The 14,244-nt window shown below is 66.6% G+C and carries 17 protein-coding genes; 5 read left to right on the top strand and 12 right to left on the bottom strand.

Going from position 1 to position 14,244, the window contains the following annotated elements; genetic code table 11:
- Positions 1-104: 104 nt before the first annotated feature.
- The 5 genes from ACWEKR_RS01445 to ACWEKR_RS01465 form a co-directional block, all read right to left on the bottom strand.
- Positions 105-1,265 carry a WXG100 family type VII secretion target gene (locus ACWEKR_RS01445; protein ID WP_452352773.1) on the bottom strand — a complete coding sequence of 387 codons (1,161 nt, stop codon included), beginning with the start codon at positions 1,263-1,265 and terminating at the stop codon, positions 105-107.
- Entirely contained in the window at positions 1,262-1,741 is a 480-nt protein-coding gene (locus tag ACWEKR_RS01450; RefSeq protein ID WP_452352774.1) for a hypothetical protein, read from the bottom strand. The genes ACWEKR_RS01445 and ACWEKR_RS01450 overlap by 4 nt, the downstream gene beginning before the upstream one ends.
- 41 nt (positions 1,742-1,782) lie before the next feature.
- Positions 1,783-2,364: a DUF3558 domain-containing protein gene (locus ACWEKR_RS01455; protein WP_452352775.1), complete on the bottom strand. Its 582-nt coding sequence runs from the start codon at positions 2,362-2,364 to the stop codon at positions 1,783-1,785.
- 167 nt (positions 2,365-2,531) lie between these two features.
- The gene (locus tag ACWEKR_RS01460) at positions 2,532-2,756 is read right to left on the bottom strand and encodes a DUF397 domain-containing protein (protein WP_452352776.1); all 225 of its coding nucleotides are present in this window, start codon (positions 2,754-2,756) and stop codon (positions 2,532-2,534) included.
- On the bottom strand, positions 2,753-3,601 hold the full coding sequence (locus tag ACWEKR_RS01465) for a helix-turn-helix domain-containing protein (protein WP_452353077.1): 849 nt from the start codon (positions 3,599-3,601) through the stop codon (positions 2,753-2,755). The genes ACWEKR_RS01460 and ACWEKR_RS01465 overlap by 4 nt, the downstream gene beginning before the upstream one ends.
- 284 nt (positions 3,602-3,885) lie before the next feature.
- Here ACWEKR_RS01465 and ACWEKR_RS01470 point away from each other — a divergent pair, with 284 nt between their 5' ends.
- Entirely contained in the window at positions 3,886-4,347 is a 462-nt protein-coding gene (locus ACWEKR_RS01470; protein ID WP_452352777.1) for a DNA-directed RNA polymerase subunit beta, read from the top strand.
- On the top strand, positions 4,344-4,772 hold the full coding sequence (locus ACWEKR_RS01475) for a DUF4254 domain-containing protein (RefSeq protein ID WP_452352778.1): 429 nt from the start codon (positions 4,344-4,346) through the stop codon (positions 4,770-4,772). Before ACWEKR_RS01470 ends, ACWEKR_RS01475 begins: the two co-directional genes overlap by 4 nt.
- A 6-nt stretch (positions 4,773-4,778) precedes the next feature.
- On the opposite strand, the gene ACWEKR_RS01480 is transcribed toward ACWEKR_RS01475, so the two are convergent.
- A complete protein-coding gene (locus ACWEKR_RS01480) occupies positions 4,779-5,276 on the bottom strand; it encodes a peroxynitrite isomerase (RefSeq protein WP_452352779.1) in 498 nt (165 codons plus the stop codon).
- Between the two features lie 116 nt (positions 5,277-5,392).
- Here ACWEKR_RS01480 and ACWEKR_RS01485 point away from each other — a divergent pair, with 116 nt between their 5' ends.
- Positions 5,393-6,748, top strand: coding sequence for a TIGR03118 family protein (locus tag ACWEKR_RS01485; RefSeq protein WP_452352780.1), 1,356 nt, complete (start codon positions 5,393-5,395; stop codon positions 6,746-6,748).
- 48 nt (positions 6,749-6,796) lie between these two features.
- Here ACWEKR_RS01485 and ACWEKR_RS01490 read toward each other — a convergent pair whose 3' ends face one another.
- The 3 genes from ACWEKR_RS01490 to ACWEKR_RS01500 form a co-directional block, all read right to left on the bottom strand.
- Positions 6,797-7,297: a hypothetical protein gene (locus ACWEKR_RS01490; protein ID WP_452352781.1), complete on the bottom strand. Its 501-nt coding sequence runs from the start codon at positions 7,295-7,297 to the stop codon at positions 6,797-6,799.
- A gap of 182 nt (positions 7,298-7,479) precedes the next feature.
- The gene (locus ACWEKR_RS01495; RefSeq protein ID WP_452352782.1) at positions 7,480-8,538 is read right to left on the bottom strand and encodes a DNA polymerase III subunit beta family protein; all 1,059 of its coding nucleotides are present in this window, start codon (positions 8,536-8,538) and stop codon (positions 7,480-7,482) included.
- Between the two features lie 17 nt (positions 8,539-8,555).
- Entirely contained in the window at positions 8,556-8,912 is a 357-nt protein-coding gene (locus ACWEKR_RS01500; RefSeq protein WP_452352783.1) for a winged helix-turn-helix transcriptional regulator, read from the bottom strand.
- A gap of 70 nt (positions 8,913-8,982) precedes the next feature.
- Here ACWEKR_RS01500 and ACWEKR_RS01505 point away from each other — a divergent pair, with 70 nt between their 5' ends.
- Together ACWEKR_RS01505 and ACWEKR_RS01510 are read left to right on the top strand one after the other, a co-directional pair.
- On the top strand, positions 8,983-9,741 hold the full coding sequence (locus tag ACWEKR_RS01505) for an SDR family oxidoreductase (RefSeq protein ID WP_452352784.1): 759 nt from the start codon (positions 8,983-8,985) through the stop codon (positions 9,739-9,741).
- Between the two features lie 621 nt (positions 9,742-10,362).
- Complete coding sequence (locus tag ACWEKR_RS01510; protein ID WP_195083856.1) at positions 10,363-10,830, top strand: DUF4254 domain-containing protein; 468 nt, start codon at positions 10,363-10,365, stop codon at positions 10,828-10,830.
- Here ACWEKR_RS01510 and ACWEKR_RS01515 read toward each other — a convergent pair whose 3' ends face one another.
- From ACWEKR_RS01515 to ACWEKR_RS01525, 3 genes are all read right to left on the bottom strand, one after another.
- Positions 10,831-11,328: a hypothetical protein gene (locus ACWEKR_RS01515; RefSeq protein ID WP_159838988.1), complete on the bottom strand. Its 498-nt coding sequence runs from the start codon at positions 11,326-11,328 to the stop codon at positions 10,831-10,833.
- Between the two features lie 92 nt (positions 11,329-11,420).
- A complete protein-coding gene (locus ACWEKR_RS01520) occupies positions 11,421-12,809 on the bottom strand; it encodes an APC family permease (RefSeq protein ID WP_452352785.1) in 1,389 nt (462 codons plus the stop codon).
- An 85-nt stretch (positions 12,810-12,894) separates the two neighbouring features.
- Positions 12,895-13,764 carry a helix-turn-helix domain-containing protein gene (locus ACWEKR_RS01525; RefSeq protein WP_452352786.1) on the bottom strand — a complete coding sequence of 290 codons (870 nt, stop codon included), beginning with the start codon at positions 13,762-13,764 and terminating at the stop codon, positions 12,895-12,897.
- Between the last annotated feature and the right edge of the window lie 480 nt (positions 13,765-14,244).

Consider the following 14,244-nt stretch of genomic DNA (forward strand, 5'->3'; position numbering starts at 1 on the left):
AGGTCCAATCCGGCCGCGTCGAAGCGGCCACTGTTCACGCGCGCACGCCCGCTCACCGATACGGCAGGCGGGCGTGCGTGGAGTCGAGAAGTTGTGCGGCCCGATCAGTCGGGCGTGCCGCCGATGACGCCGCCGGGCAGCGTTCGCGGAGGTTCACCGAGCAGTTCGTCGGTGTTCTCCTGGGTGATCAGGTAGTCCGGCGTCTTGTGCTCGGACTCGTCGTCCTTGCCGCCGCCGCGAGCGCCGGGCGCCATCATGCCCGGCATGCCGCTCGCACCGCGCAGTCCGGAGGTGGCCCTCGCCGCAGCCGCAGGATGTACCGACGTGCTCGGCGTTCCGGGTGTGCCGGGGACGCTGCGTGGCTGTTGCGGCTGGTTCGTCGTGCTGGGCGTGCCAGGGGTACCCGGTGTGCCGGGGCTGTGCGGAGTCGGGGTGCCCGCCGGCGCAGTCTTGGTCGGGTCCGTGGTGGAGGCGGGAGTGGTGGACGTGGGGTTCACACCTGCGGGTGTAGTCGAAGTGTCGTCCGTTGTCGTTTCGGCGGATTGCTCGTTTTGATTCGACTCGTCAGTGGACTGCTGCTCTTCGGTGCTCGTCTCGTCGGGCTTGCCGTTGCCATCTTTGTCGCCGGGAGTGCCGGAATCGGTCGTGGGACCGTTGCCTGCGTCGTTCGAAGTGGGTCCGCTACTGTCGTCGTTCTTGTAGCCGCCCGGCGGAGGCGCTGGGATGTCCACCGATGCGGTGGGGCCGACCGGCGTGGGGAGCACCGGGATCTTGCCGTCCATTTCGCTGAACGGCTGTACGTAGAACTCCTTCATCGCGACCCGCGCCGACTGCTCGGCCTCGGATCGTTCGCCGTTGAGGCTCCAGCGCGTCGGGTGGAAGATGCGCTCACCGAAAGTGAAATCGATGAGATCGGGGAGCGCCTTTTTCGTATCGGCGATCGCGGTGGCGGCGTCGCGGACCCGGTAGTACAGCTCCTCGAGGGACGTCGTCAGATTCTGCGCTTCGCTGGTGTACTTCGCGATGGCGCTCTTGGACTGCTCCGCGGCGGGGCCGGACCAGGCTTGAGCGATGGAAGTCTGGATCGAGCGCGCGAAGGTTTCGACACCTCGCTCCCACTCGTTGCGAGCCTGCCAGTATGTGTCGGCTTGAGTGAACGCATCCGTGGGGTTGAGCGGCTTGAACGTGTCGTTGATCCGCGAGTGTTCCCAGCTGTCGGCGTGCTCGCCACCGTTCGGGATGCGCTTGTTCTCGTAGCCGCTCATTTGTCTGTCCCCGTCGGAAGCTTGGGCGGTGAGAATTGGACTCCGACCGGAGGGCGCTCGGGCAGGGTGGCGTTCAGTCTGTTGAACTCTGCGGCGAAGTCGCTGTCTGCCTGCATGATTCGATCCCGGGCGAGCCGGTGCACTTCTTGGATGTCCTCGACGATGCGATAGTGGTCTTCCATGATCTGGTGGACGCTGTTGAGGTCTTTGGCACCGCGAGCCTTCTCCTTGAATCTATCGACCAGCGTTCCTGCCGAGATCAGGTCACCGTTGCCCTCGCCCAGGCCCCAGTGAGGCTGCCGTGAAACAAAATCCATGGACCGCTGGATCGATCGAATGGCGATCTTGAAGTACTCGCAGTCTCGGTCTATATAGATAAAATCCTCTGCGGACATTTGGATACCCAGCTGTCCCTCCCGCGCCGCGTTCAAGACGTTGGCCATAGGCCGAAGCGGCTGTGTGCTGTCGTCACCCATGTGCTGCTCCCTCCCGGTGAGTTCGGTCGCCTCCGCGTACTTCAGACTGAGGCAGGCATGGTCGGCACTACCTTCTCCGCAAGCGTCTTCGCGAGCGCGCACGTGTCGAGCTGGCCCGTCTTACGATTCGACGGCGGATTGCTCAAGAAGAATTCGAGGCTTCCGCCCTTCATCTCCACATTGATCGTGCACACCGCGTCGGGGTGTTCTTCGACCTGCCGTGTGGAGATGGCGCGGCGACCATTGATGGTGTATTCGTGGGTATCTGCGAACTTCTTGTCCCGCACCATCTCCACGGTGATATTTGTCCTGGTGATGGCGGGTGCGTACCCGTCGGGCTGAACCCAACCGCAACCACGCCATTTGACTCCCCCCGATGCGTTGTGGTCTTCGTTGGTCTTGTGGCGCAGGCTCTCCGAATCGAGCACACTCTGTGGAATGTCGGTGCACGGGTCATAGCCGGTGGGCACGTCAGGGGCGATACTCGGGCTGGCTGAGACACCTCCGGTCGGCGTGGCGGTGTCGGCCGAGGAGTCGCAACCGGCCAGAACAAGTACGGTGCCGAGGGCGAGGATGGTCAGTCGCCGCGCATTCCGCCCTGATGTCATTGCTTCCCCTTGCACACCGGTTAGTGTCCCTGGCTCATCGAGGCCGGACCGGCTTCTCCGCCCCCCGCAGCGAATGTCGACGCTACCGGGGGCTTTGCCTGGGTGCAAGCGGCCTCAACGGTCCAGAACTCGTCGAATCGGGTGAGTGCCCCGAACCTCCGAGAGGAGAGTTCGGGGTGCTGTCAGAGGTCGGTCAGGGCCTGTGCCGCGTCGAGATCACATCTGGCCATGAGGCCGGTGAACGAATCCCACACGTTCGGTGTGAACACGAGGGTCGGTCCGTCGGGGTTCTTCGAGTCGCGTACGCCGACGGACCCGCCGCTGAGGAACGCGACCTCGACACAGTCTTGACTGGGACTGCTGCGGGTGCTCTTGAACCAAGTAGCCGCCGCCAGCTCTGCGCTCATGTCGCGTACTCCTTCGCGATCTCGCGGATGAGGTCGCGGCTACGGGACTCATCCAGCGCTGACCGTTGCAGGTCGGCTCGGGCCCGTTCGTACTGCCGTACCTCGTCGGACTTCTCAAGGTACAGGGCACCGGTGTGGCCCTGTACGTAGACAACCGATGGTTCCGTCAGATGTGCAGTCGGATGACGAGGGAAGTCGAGCAAGACGAATGCGCCGACGGCCAGCCCGAAATACGCTTCGGCACCGAGCGGAACGACGCGCACCGAGATGTTCGGCAGCTGGCCGACCTCGGCGAGGTGCCCGAGTTGATCGGCCATTACCGCTGCGCCACCTATGGCTCGGTGCAGCATGGCCTCGTCGATGACGGCATCGAAGCGAAGCGGGTTCTCGGTCGCAGTCAGACGCGCCTGCCGGAGCAGGAACACTTCGATTCTCCGTTCGACTTCTGCTGTGGGCATCGAGGGCGCTCCTACCCAGGTCATAGCACGCCGATACTCAGCAGTCTGCAACAGCCCTGGCAGAAGCGTCGTTTGATAGGAGAATATTCGGTTGGCCGCCGCCTCCAGGCCGACGAACAGGTCGAAATGCGCTGGAATAGTGTCTCCGTACGCGTGCCACCACCCGCTCCGGCTCGCTTCTGCGGTGAGCCCGAGCAACACGCTGGTCAGCTCGTCCGACGCTCCGTACACCTTGCACAGCCGTTCGACGAACAACGGGTTCAGCCGGACCGGTTGCCCGGTCTCCATCCGCCACAGGGTCTGTTTCCCGACGCCGATCGCATCCCGTGCGTACTCCGCGCTCACGCCCGAGCTGATCCGCAGCTCACGCAGCTGCCGCCCCAGCATCCGGCGGGGGAGTGTGGAACCGGTTGAACTCACGACGAATTCCCTTTCGTAGCCTAAGTATTGGCCGGGTACCTAACTGGAACCGAATGGCGGGGGACCTTGGAACCTGGGCGATTTCCGCCCGATTCCACCACTGAGAACATTCCCGCCCAGCGATATCCGGTGCTTCACTGAACGCGCCCGGACCCAATCGAAGAAGTGCTGAAACCTTAACCGCGCCAACGGTTCCAGGTCCAGCGTCCGGGATTTCTCGCGTACCGAACTATGTGAATCGAGGCTGGTGCATGAATCATGCGGCATTCGCGGACACACCCGCGTCTCGCTGTGCGTTTTACCGCCGCACCTGTGGGCTGCCCGCCGGGATACATCCGGAGATCGGCCGCATCGTCGTAAAGGCGGGTGTGGTGGGCGGGATCACGATGCCCGACGGGCTGGGGCAGTGCGTGCGCGACGACATGCTGTTCCGTGGACAGGCGGTCGGCCCGGTGGTCGCGCATATTCGTTCTCGCCGATGGACTTTCCTGTGCCGGCCGGATGTACCCGACGACGTGCGCCTGTTCGCCGCGTTGTTCCGGATCGACGTTTCGATCGTGCCTTTCGGCAGCGAAATCGGGTTGCCGTCACCCGCAGACGCGAACGGAGGATTTCGTCGATGGGTGGTGCCGCCGCGGGATACGTTCCGTCCGTCCGGGATGGTGATCGTGGACTGCGTGCTGGCGCGCGCGGGTAGGAAAGGCGCGGTATGAGTGACGGACTGCCGACGCGAAGTCAACTGCTGCACGCCTGCCGGGAGGGCGTGCCGCCACCGGGACATCCGGTGCTACTGCGGGCGCGTACCCTGGCCGACCTGCATTTCCACCGCATCAGCACGGATCGGGGATGTCGCTGCGGCGCCGATGGGCAGCGGGACCGGTTGATCAGGGACATCGACCGTTGGATCGAAGTTCGTCTGCCCAGGGCGCGCGGCGGAGCCTATCTGCACACCGAATCGTTCGGCTCGGTGGTCGACCGCTTGGCGCGGCTCAGCGCATGCGCGTACGCGGCCATGGCCGACGATCAGGAGTGGGATCTGTGGTTCGCGTGGGAGCGGCTGGCCGAATCGGCGGTCGCCTACGAGGATCTGGTCGGCGAGCTGAGCATCGGGCGCCGCCGGTTGCCGAGCGCTTTCTAGCGTGGATCAGTTCCGCCGCAGGGTGGCGGCGAGATGATGCTGCAGCGGTTCGCCGACCGCCGCCATCCGGAGCGTGTAGTCGATGGTGTCGCCGGACACGTGCAGCGACCGGCCGAGAGCGGTGACGAGTTTCGCGGTGCTGCTGCGCCCGATGGCGGTGGAGTCCAATTCCATGCGCAGCGTGCCGTCCTCGATCGTGAGCGAGCCCTCACAGATTTCGGTGATGCCGGTGGGATGGGCGAGGATCAATTCGACGCGGTCGGGGCGCGGGCGACGCAGATAGCCGGTCTCGGCGTGCAGCGGCCGGCCGTCGTCGGTGGCGCGGGTCTTCTGCCGGTAGGTGAGGAACGGTCGGCCGAGATGGCCGAACCGGATTTCCTCGACATAGCCGAACGGCTGAATGGTCGGGTATTCACCCTGCCCATTGCCGCGCCACGTGCCGAGCAGTGGAGCGAGCGGAGCGATATCGGGGTGCAGGGCAATAGCAGGCTGGGGTTCGACCACGGCGAACAGCCTAAACCCGTGCCCGGCCAACCGTTCGGGTACTCCCGAATTTGCCGCACGCTAAGGTTAGCTTCGCCTTATCACCAATGTGGTGTGGTCGGAAAGGAAACAGTAAGTTGAACGGACGCTGGAATGAGTCGCGTCGTGGCGGTACGCCTCGGTCGCGGACCCGAAGTGGTCTGCTGCGCGCGTCGGCGCTTGGTGTCGCGCTGATCGTCGCGGCGGGCTGCTCGGACTCGAAGTCGGACGAGGTGCCCGCGCTCGACGGCAACAAATACGTCCAGACCAATCTCGCGGCCAACAACGCGGAGTACAAGGCGCAGTTCGTTTTCCCCGACCTGGTGAACGCCTGGGGGCTGGCCAACCGCCCCAAGGGTGCGGGCGGGCACTTCTGGGTCGGCGCGGGCGGTAAGTCGTTCCAATTCGTCGGTGACGTGACCAAGTCCTCGGACGAGAAGCTGCACAAGCTCTTCCAGGACGATCTGAAGATCGTCACCATCCCCGGCGCCGACGCCGACACCTCGGACAAGAGCGCGGGCAAGACCACCGGCGTGGTGTTCAACCCGGCGCCGATCACCTCCGACCTGTTCGTCGTACGCGACCAGCCGGTCGAGGCGGAAGGCGGGCCGCTCAACGGTTCGGCGCGGTTCATCTTCGCCACCGACTCCGGCAAGATCTCCGCCTGGACCGAACTGGGCTTCGAGGGCCGGATCGTGCGCCACGACGGGCCCGCCAACCTGGTCTTCGACGGCCAGGCGCAGGGGATGCAGTTCTTCGGGATCGCGCTCGCCCCCTCCGGCGACAAGCTGCTGGCCGCCGACTTCGGCGCCGACCCACAGGTGCGGACCTTCGACAAGAACTGGCAGCCGATACCGACCATCGGCTTCGCCAACCCGTTCGCCACCGGCGACGCGATCGACCCGGCCGCGCCGGAGAAGGGTAAGAAGGCCAAGCCCGGCGATCCCGCGCCGTTCAACGTCTCGACCATCGGCAACCGGGTGTTCGTCGCCTACGCCACCACGCAGCCGGACGAGAAGGACGCGACCACGTTCGACGCCGGCGAGGAGGATTCACTCGACAAGGACGAAGAGCGGGAAGCGGGCGGCAAACCGGACAAGGGCAAATTGGCCGAGTTCGACGCAGGCGGCAAGCTGGTGCGCATCATCGATGACGGCAAGCGCCTGAACGCGCCCTGGGCGGTGACGATCGCGCCGGACGGGTTCGGTCCGCTCAGCGGCAAACTGCTGGTCGGCAACTTCGGCGGCGCCGGGCACGTGCTGGCCTACGACGACACCACCGGCAAGTTCGCCGACTACCTGCGCGATGCCGACGGCAAGCCGGTCGCGATCGAAGGGCTGTGGGCGCTGATGTTCGGCAACGGCGAGAGCCTCGGTGACGCCGACTCGCTCTACTTCACGGCCGGACCCGACGACGAGAAAGACGGTCTGTTCGGCAAGCTTCGGTTGAAGTAGGACCATTTCCCGAGCGGCCCGCACCGATCCGGTGCGGGCCGCTCGGGCTTATCGTCCACCCTTCGGCGCCGAGGCCCGGGGTTCGGTGCGCCGTTCGCGGACGGCCGATTCGACTTCTTCGATCGCCGTCCGGATCATCGCCCCGTAGCCGTCGTCGGCGAGGGTGTGCAGTCGTGTGCGAGCGGCGTCGATTTCGCGTTGTGCGGCGTCGAACGAACCGAGCCTGCGGTAGTCGTCGGCGAGGTTGAGATGCAGTGACGGGTAGAACGCGGCCACTCGCAGCGATCGGTCATAGTCCTGTGCGCGGGTGTCTGAGAGGCTGTCGGCGGCGTCCAGTGCCCGGATGTTCCAGGTGAGCGCTTCGGCGGCGTCGTCGTACAGGTCGGCCAGATAGTGGGCGAGCGTGCAACGGTGCAGCGGGTCGCCCTGCGGCCCGAGTGAGGCCCATACGGCGAGCAGAGCGTCGCGCGCGTCGTTCGGTCGGCCGTCATGACCGAGGGCGACAGCGCTGGTGATGGCGTCCATGGTGGGGTCGTGGGTCGGGTTCATCCGGGTCTCCTTCGGTGTGGGATGAGGTCGCGTGTCGTAGGCGAGTTCGAGTGTCCGGTGGCGGGCCGACATCGGATGTCTCCGGAGGCAGGCGGGACGCGCGATCGGGTCGCGCCGCCGACGGGCACGACGAACGGGCGGCGCAGCGAAGGCACCGATACCGGCCGTGGGCGACGGGGTGACTATGCCGAAGCGTTCTCGTCGAGCGGTCGGACCGGCATGGCCAGGGTGGTGAGATCTCCGTCGGTGGCCGAACGCAGGATCACCGGTTGATCGGCGGCGATGATGTCGAGCATGAGATCGGGGCCGAGCGCGGTGTGGACGGCGGGCAGCAGCGTCGCGGGATCGAACGACAGCGCGACGGCGGAGCCGGTGACCTGAGCGGGCATGTGATGCGCCGCGCCGGGTTCGAGGGCCACGACCTCGGATGCCCGGATATCGAATCGAACTGTCACAGCGATCTTTTCGAGAACGTTCAGCATCAGGTGCCGGGTGACGAGCACCCTCGTGCGGACCGGTCCCAGCCCAGCCAGTAGGGCGCGATGGTCGGGGAATTCGCCGTCGATGACGGCCGAGCGGTGTTCTCCGCCGTCTCCGGCGAGAATCAGTCCGCCGTCGGCCGGTGCGGCGACGACCTCGTCCATGCCGCGCAGCGTCTCGGCGATCGACTCGAGCCCGTCCGGATCGAGCACCACGGACCAATTGCCGCCGTGCTGCCGGTTCGCCACCACGGTGCGGGTGGACAGGCGGTATCGGTCGGTGGCCGTGAGAGTCACGGCGTTCGCGCTCGCTTCCAGGAGAACGCCCGCCAGTACGGGAATCTCGCGGGTACGAGCCGCGGCGGCGCGGACCTGCTCGAGCGCCTCGGCCAGCACCGCCGCGTCCATTGCCACGTGCGCGCCGAGTGACCGCTTGACCACGGCGGCGACGCGAGCGGCCTCGTGCGCTCGCCGTGCCAGTGCCGCCACGTGACGGTCGAGCAGCAACCCTGCGTGCTCGGCGTCGCCGGTGAGAATCTCCGCGATCGCCTCCAGCGGCAGATCCATTGCGCGCAGCTGCCGGATGAGCGTCGCCCGCTCCCGCTGCGCCTCGGTGTAGTAGCGGTATCCGGTCAGTGGGTCGACCCGGGCGGGAACGAGCAGGCCGCAGTCGTCGTAGAACCGCAGCGCGCTTGCCGTGAGCCCGCTGGCCCGTGCGAGCACACCGATCGTGATCAACCCTGTCGACTCCGTACTCACCACGGGGCCATCATGGAGTCTCAACCAACTCGAAGGTCAAACGCGGGGGTGGTCACGCGCCAGCGGCGCGACCAGTCCCAGACCGATTCGAGTGCCGTGCCGAGTTCGACGCCCGCGGTGGTCAGTTCGTAGGACTTGTCCGGGTTCTTCGCGATCAAGCCCGCGGACTGCAAGTGCTGCAAGCGCACCGACAGCATGCTGGAAGAGCAGTTGCCCATGCGCCTGCGCAGTTCGAGGAAGCCCAGGCGGTCGGGTTCCAGTTCCCACAGGATGCGCAGGATCCAGCGTTGGCCGAGCAGATCCATCGTGGCCAGCAGCGGCGCGTTCGCCGGGTCCTCCCGGCCGCGCGGCGGCTTCGGTTCGTTTGCGCTTCTCATTTAGAAGCAGCATAGTAGTTCTGAATCAGAAGCATCGGCCCGGGTCGCCGGGTGGACCGAGAGGGTGACGGTGGACGACACGACCGGACGGCGAATCGTTCTGATCACGGGCGCCTCCCGCGGTATCGGCGCGGAGACCGCTCGGGTGCTGGCAGCGCGGGGCGACCACGTGGTGATCAACTACCGGGAGAAAGCCAAGCGGGCCGATGCGCTGGCCGAGTCGATCCGGCAGGCGGGCGGCAGCGCCTCCACCGTGGGCGCCGACATCGCCGACGCGGACTCGGCCCGTGCGCTGATCGCCGCGGTCGTCGAGGAGTTCGGACGGCTGGACGTGCTGGTGCTCAACGCTTCCGGTGGGCTGGAGCGCAACGCCGCGCCAGGATACGCGATGGCCCTCAACCGTGACGCGCAGGAACGGCTGGTGCGGCTCGCCGTGCCGCACATGCCGTCCGGCGCGCGGATCGTGTTCGTGACCAGTCATCAGGCGCATTTCCACGGCCGCAAGCCGGTCCCCGCGGACTACGAACCCATCGCGGCCAGCAAGCGTGCGGGCGAGGACGCGCTCCGCGCCATGATCCCCGAACTCGCCGCCGGAGGCATCGCGCTGCACGTCGTCTCCGGCGACATGATCGACGGCACGATCATCGTCCAGCTGCTGGAGCGCCGGAACCCCGACGCCGTCGCCGCGCGCCGCACGCAGGGCGACTTGCCCACCGTCACGGACTTCGCCACCGCCGTCGCCGCGGCCACCACCGCCCCCGCCGACCCGGGCCACACCACCTACATCGGCGGTCGGGACTACCTGGACGCGCGCGAAACGGTTTCCTGAACGCCCGGTCGCGGGCGGTCGGTCTGCGACGGTTGAGAGTCGCGGCCCGCCAGAGGGACTTTCGAGTGCCGATCGATCATGTGACTTCCCCAGGCATGGCCGGGTCTGTGGGCGCTGGTAGTTCGGGTATGCGCGAAGCCGTCTCCTCAGCTCCGTCCATCGCGACCGCCGGTGTGGCGGATCCGATCGCCGCCCACCCGGTGACCCGTGACATCGACCCCGCGGCCATCGATGCCTTCGTGTGCGCGCCGGCCGGATATCGGGCCGCGGCCTGCCGGAAGCCCGGACCGCCGCGTTCGCCGTATTTGCGCGATCATCAGTCGGCGTTTGCTCGGCTCTCCAGGGATTGGCTGGCGTGTCGCACGGGTTGGCAATAATCGCAGCGGAGACGGCTCTATCGTCGAAAAACCTGCGATCACTGGATGTTTGCCATTGGGGTGGCATCGGGGCGGCGCCGAGAATCAGGCCGGTGGGCGTGTCGCGGAGGCGGAAGTGACCGAATCCGGCGCGGCCGCCGCCGTTCTCGGTCACGCTGGGCACATGTGGATGTTCGGGCAGTGCCGGAACACCGGCGAGGCAAGGCATCGAGGACGCTCACGAAACGCGTCCACCCTGGTCGGAATGGGGGTCCGTGAAGTGGATCAGATATCCGAGGCCCGGGTGATCCCTGGCAAAGAACTCCTGCTGGCCGCCTTCCGAGGCTTGCCGCACATGGATCATCCGATGCTGGAGGCGGCGGGAGAACTGGCGCAATTGCATCAGACGCGCGAGCGCACCCCGGCGAGCCGGTGCGACAAACTCGATCGGCGCCGAGCGCAACTGGTGCGCGGCATCGACCGCTGGGTCACGCTCGCGACGCCGATTCCGCCGCCCGCCGCGCCCGAGCACGCCGAGACCGTCGGCCGGATGGTGGACCGGCTGGCCATGCTGGCCGCCCAGGCGTTCGCGACGCTGACCCACGCGCCCGATTCGGTCTTCTACGACGCGTGGATCAGGATCGACGAATTGGCCGACGGCTACCAGGATCTCGTCGACGACCTGCGCACCGGCGCGCGACGACTACCCGAGGGCGGTTACGACCGCTGGTAGCTACCTGCCCCGCCCGAACAGCCGGAACGAGCGCCTGCGACGGCGCGGCAGCGTCGCGTACACCATGGTCATGTCCGCGAAGACCTCCGCTTCCCGCTCGCGATCGGCGCCGAACTCCGCACGGCCGAGCACGTGTTCGATCGACTGCGGGGAGATCGAGGGCAGGATGACGGACAAGGCGGGCGGCAAGGGATCGCCGCGCTCCTGGTCCTTGTGGTGACCCAGCAGCATGTGGCCGACCTCGTGCAGGATGACGTGATCGGCGTTGCGGCCGGTCGCCGCGGCGTCGTACACGATGATGTCGTCGTGCTTACGTGCCACCCACAGGCCGCCCCCGCCACAGCCCGTGTCGGCCAACATCGCCTTGGGCACCGGGTGCAGGCTGATCGAGCGTCCGCGATGGGCGGCCACGGCGGCCAGGTAAGCGGTCAGGTTCCACGGATTGGGGAGGGGCACGGTCCGGGTGGCATCCCCGAAACGGGCTTCCATGCTGGTCATCGGCGCCCACCTTACCTACCGGTCGGCGACTAGTCATCTGCGGAATCCGGGCATGCCGGTGACGGTGATCCGCAGGGCGACAAGCTGATCGGTCACTCGGCGGGCGGCTTGCTGTCCAACGGCTGGGCCCGGATGGCGCGGATGGCCAGGTAGTTCAGGCCCCACAGCGCGATTCCGATGGCCAGCAGCACGCCGGCGATGGCATATTGCGCCGGATTGCGATCGGTGAGCGGCGTGACGAGAAAGCCGCAGGTGAGCGCGCCCAGTACGGGCAGTGGCGTCGGCGTCGTGAAGTGATTGTGCGGCACCGGGTCTCGGCGCAGCACCAGCACGGCGACGTTGACCACGGTGAACACCGCGAGCAGCAGCAGCGCTGTGGTGCCGCCGAGTTCGGGCACTTCGCCGACGAACAGGATCAGCCCGAGTGCGAGCAGCGTGGTGAAGATGATCGCGTTGTAGGGCGTGTGGCGCCGTTCGTGAACGCGGCCGAACGGCCGGGGCAACACCCCTTGCCGAGCCATACCGTAGATCAGGCGACTGGCCATCAACATGTTGATCAACGCCGAATTGGCGACGGCGAACATGGTGATGTAGGCGAAGATGTGCGTCGGGAAGCTCGGCGCGCCTGCCTCGACGACCTTCAGCAGGGGGGTGTCGCCTTGGCCGAGTTGGTCGGCGGGGACGAGCGCGACCGCGCTGATCGACACCAGCACGTAGATCAGGCCGGTGATGATCAACCCGGCGAGCAGCACCTTCGGGAAGATGCGGGTGGGCTCCTTGCACTCCTCGGCCATGTTCACCGAGTCCTCGAAACCGACCATCGCGTAGAACGCGAGCGTGGTGGCCACGATGACGCCGCCGACCGCGTTGCGCTCGCCGGTGTCGAATTCGACGATGCGCGAGAAGTCGCCGTCGCCGAAGCCCAGCGCCCACCAGCCGATCCCGATCACGATCAGCAGGCCGGTCAGCTCCACGCAGGTGAGCACCACGTTCAGCTTCACGCCCTCGCTCACGCCGCGCAGGTTGACCGCCGCGACCACCGCCATGAACACCAGCGCGATCGCCGTCACCGCGGTGCCGCCGCCGAGATCCAGGCCGAAGGCTTCGGCGAAGTTGGCCGCGAAGGCCCGCGACGCCGTGGAGGCGGAGGTGATGCCGGAACTCATCACCGCGAAGGCGACCATGAACGTGAGGAAGTGGATGCCGAACGCCTTGTGCGTGTAGAGCGCGGCGCCCGCGGCGTGCGGGTACTTGGTGACCAGTTCCAGGTAGCTGAAGCCGGTGATCAGCGCGACCAGGAAAGCCACGAGGAACGGCACCCACACCGCGCCCCCGACCTCGTTGGCCACCTTGCCGGTGAGCGCGTAGATGCCGGTACCGAGGATGTCGCCGACGACGAACAGCAGAAGCAGTCCCGGCCCCATCACCCGTTTGAGTTCGGGCCCGGATTCGGCTGGTGGATTCTCGGTGACTTCGGACATAGGTCCTCCCCTCGGCAGTAAGCGCGAGGGTACCCATTCCGGCGCGGAATAGTCGTTCACCCGCGCCGGATGCCAGTGGCGCCGTCTAGTCCTCCCGGTCCATTCGGCGCGTGGCCTCCACGATCATGGCCGCGGAGTCGCGCGGGCTCAGCGCCATGGCGCGCAGCTGATCGAAGATGACGCCGAATCGGCGGATCTCGGAGTGGCCCTCGATCAGCTCGTCGCCCGCCATGCCCTCGACGTAGACCAATTCGGGGTCGGCGGGATCGGGGAAATCGAGCAAAGTGAACGAGCCCGCCATGCCGGGATGCGCGCCCGCGTCGAACGGCAGGATCTGCAGGATCACGTTCTTTCGCTTGATCTCCTGTAGCAGCCGGTCGAGTTGCCCCCGCATCACCGCGGGCCCGCCCACGGTGCGACGGATGGCGGCCTCGTCCAGGACCACCCACAGCTCGAGCGGGTCCTCCTTGGTCAGGTTGACCGCGCGGTCCATCCTCGCCTTCGCCCTGCTCTCCATGACCGACGCCTCGAGTTTCGGCATCGAGGTGTCGATCACCGCCGTCGCGTATTCGTAGGTCTGCAAAAGCCCTGGTATGAAGGAGGTTTGGTAGTGCCGGGCGGACAACGCCTCGGACTCGAAGTTGATGTAGGCGGCGTAGACCTCCGACACGCTGCCCTCGTACGCGCGTGACATGCCCGGCTTCAGCGCGTCGGACAGCAGCTCCAAGGCGTCTTCGCGCTGTTCCTCGCCGATGCGGTAGAGATCGAGCATCGCCATGAGGGTGCGACGCTGCGGACGCGCCTGCGCGGTTTCGATCCGGTACAGCGTGGTGACGTTGATGCCGGTCTTCGCGCTCACCTCTTCCTTACTGAGCTGGGCGTTCTCGCGCATCTCGTGCAGCATCGCCGCCAGCCGCCGCAACCGGACGGTCAGGACGGTGCGCTTGCCTGCCATCAGTACTACCCCTTCGGTCTGCGCACTTGGTGGAACGCGTTATCACGTGCGCCCTCGGATGCGCCCTGCGTGCAGCGGATCTGTGCCGAGTGTGGGCACAGCAACAGAGACTACCTCCCGTGATGCACGTTATGGTCGGTGTTTTCGTGGGAGTCTGCGTTCGGCGGCCGACTCTGCGGGGCAAACCCGACCGAGCGCTCGGTCTGGGCGGCGTCCGGATACTCGCCGACCGCCCCGCCCTCGTCGCGCGGACGACCGGCACGCCGCGCCGCCGGAATGCGACCGCGGGACGTCACCCTGTGCCCATGGTCCGGCTGGGCGTAGCCGGCGGCGCCTTCGCATGCTCGCCGGCGGCGGCCATCGCCGTCGCGATGGGCGCGCCGACTGCGTGACCGCGCGTATTGCGGCTCGATTGCTATAAAATTCATATCCATCCAAAATAACTAATACGGCCAGATGAACCGTGGTTCTTGATGGATG

It is taken from the genome of Nocardia sp. NPDC004573, from assembly GCF_053602135.1.